This window comes from Nonomuraea sp. NPDC050691, from assembly GCF_040654455.1.
Taxonomy (GTDB): domain Bacteria; phylum Actinomycetota; class Actinomycetes; order Streptosporangiales; family Streptosporangiaceae; genus Nonomuraea.
In genome coordinates this window covers 1-2,531 of record NZ_JBFAIA010000348.1, presented here as the reverse complement: position 1 = coordinate 2,531, position 2,531 = coordinate 1, and the positions used below count along the sequence as shown (strand labels likewise).

Here is a 2,531-nt window from a genome sequence, read left to right as displayed (position 1 = left end):
CCCTTGCTCGGCGAGCCGCCGTTCGGCGTCGGCTGGGACATCTCCGGCGTCGTGGTGGAGGCGGCCCCCGGCGCCAGGTACAAGGTGGGCGAGGACCGCCGAGCGCCACCTGCGGCGCGCCGTCGCCACACCCGGCGCGCCACCCGAGCGGCCGGCCCAGGCACGGCTGTCCCTGGTCACCGTACGCACCGAGCGCGGCCACCCCTTGCAGGCGCTGCGCATCGCGGCCCTGGCCTGGCCCGCGCTGTCGTCCCTCGACCGGGCCAAGCTCGACACCCAGCGCGCCGTCGCCCTGGCCCATCTCGGCCGCTACCGGGAGGCCGTGGCCGCCTGCGACCGCGCCGTCGAGGTCCTGGCCGCGGCGCCGGGCAGCGTCGACGACCACAGGTTCCTGGCCGGCGGGCTGCTCAACCGGGGGTTGGTGCACTCCTTCCTCGGTGAGTGGGGTGCGGCCATGGGCGACGTCACGGCCTGCCTGGAGCTCGCCCGGCACGCCGGGCTCGACCATCTCGCGCGCCTGGCCGCGGCCAACCTGCCCTTCCTGGCCGTACGGCGGGGCGACGTCGCGGGCGCGTTCGCGCACTACCGGGAGGCCGAGGAGGCGCTGTTCGGCTTCTGCGAGCGGCTGGCGACGATGCGGGCGGACTTCGCGGGCGCCCTGCTGGCCGCCCAGCAGCCCGGCGAGGCACGCGAGCTCCTCAGCCGGGCCGTACCCGATCTGGAGGCGTCCGGGGCGCACGTGGCGCTGGCGGACGCGCGGCTGAAGCTGGCCCGGGCGGAGCTGCTGACAGGCGACCCACGGCGGGCGCTGGCGCTGGCCGCGCGGGCGGCGCGCGAGCTGGAGGCGCAGGGACGCGTCTCCTGGCTGCCGCTCGCCCGGGAGGTCTCGCTGCGCGCCCGGCTGGCCCTGGACGGGCCCGCGCCCGGGCTGCTCACGGAGCTGGTGGCGTGCGCCGGGGAGCTGGAACGCGACCCCGCGCACCAGGCGGGCGGCGCGGCCCTGCGGCTGGAGGCGGCCGAGGTCGCCCTCGCCCTGGGCGACCGGCCCGCGGCCCTGGCCCAGCTCGCCGAGCTGACGAACGCGCCCGCGGACGTCCCCGCCACGGCCCCCTCCGGCGCCGTGGTGATCGCGGAGGGGCACGGCGAGCGGGACACCTCGCGCCGAGACGGCCGGCGGGGAGGCGATGGGGCACGGGAGGCGGAGCGCCACGGGGTGGGTGGTCGCGGGACGGAGAGCGGTGAGGTGGGTGGCCGCGGGGCGGAAGGCGGCGAGGTGGGTGGCGGTGCGGAGAGCGGCGAGGTAGGTGGTCGCGGGGCGGGGGCGCGGAAGAAGATCACGGCCCGTAAGGTGGCGGCCCTGCCTCCGGCGCTCCAGGAGCTGATCGGCGGCGAGCCCGACCCGCCACCCGAGCGGCGGGTGCCGGGGCTGGTGCGGCAGCACGCCATGGCGCTCGAGGCGGAGCTGCGGGGTGACACGGACGCCGCGTCACGCGCGGCCCGCGACGGACTGGCCGAGGCGCGCAACCAGGCCGGCGCGTTCGACGACCCGGCGCTGCGCGCGCACATGGCAAGGGCGGGCGAGCGGCTCGCCGGGCTCGGGCTGCGGCTGGCGGCGCGGGACCGGGACGCGGCCGAGGTGTTCGCCTGGGCCGAGCGCTGGCGAGCCGTGGCCGCGCCGGAGCCACACGTACCGGACCTGCGCGAGGTGCGGGCCGCCTTGGCTGAGGCGGCCCTGACCGAGGACGTCCTGAGCGAGGACGTCCTGACCGAGGACGCGTTCGCGGATGCCGCGTTCGCCCGGACGTGCTCAGACACGACCGCGCCGGGCCCGGCGACCGCCGACGCGTCCGGCTTCGACACGGCTACCTCGGCGGCCGGGCTGCCGACTCTTGCGGCCCTCGGAGAGACGGCACCAGGTATGAGTGCGCCCGAAGAAGGAGCGCCCGGTGGGAGGACGCCCGCTGATGGGACGCCCGGAGAAGGAGCGCCCGCTGAGAGGACGCCCGGTAAGAGGGCGCCCAGGGAAGGAGCGCTTGGTGAGAGGGCGCTCGGCGATGACGCGGCGGGTGCGACGTGGCGCGGCGGGGCCGTGCTCGGTGGGAGGGCCGCGGGGGTGGGGGGACACGGCGGGGCCGTGCTCGTGGAGTTCGTGGTCGAGGCGGCGTCGCTGCTGGTCGTGGTGGTGACGCGGGATGGGACGCTGGTGCGGCGGCTGGGGCGGTTGGAGGAGGTCGCCGAGGCGGTCGTCCACCTGCGCTACGCCCTGCGCCGCCACACCCTGGGCGACGGCACCGCGGGCGACGGCTCGCCGGTGGACGAGCGGACGGCCCTGGCCCCGGGCGGCCCGGTGCGGGAGGCGGCGGCCGAGGTGGAGCGGCTGCTGCTGCGTCCGGTCGAGGACGAGATCGCCGACCGGCCGCTGGTGGTGGTGCCCGCCGGGGTGCAGGGTGATCCGCCGGCTGCGGGAGTTCGCCGAGACGCACGGCATCCCGGTCGCCGAGACGCAGGCCGGCAAGGGCGCCCTCCCCCAC

The 2,531-nt window shown here is 78.1% G+C and carries 1 pseudogene; it reads left to right on the top strand.

The annotated features are described in order from the left end of the window. Positions 1–2,531 (top strand): annotated as a pseudogene (locus AB0H81_RS44575) (hypothetical protein); the annotation flags it as partial.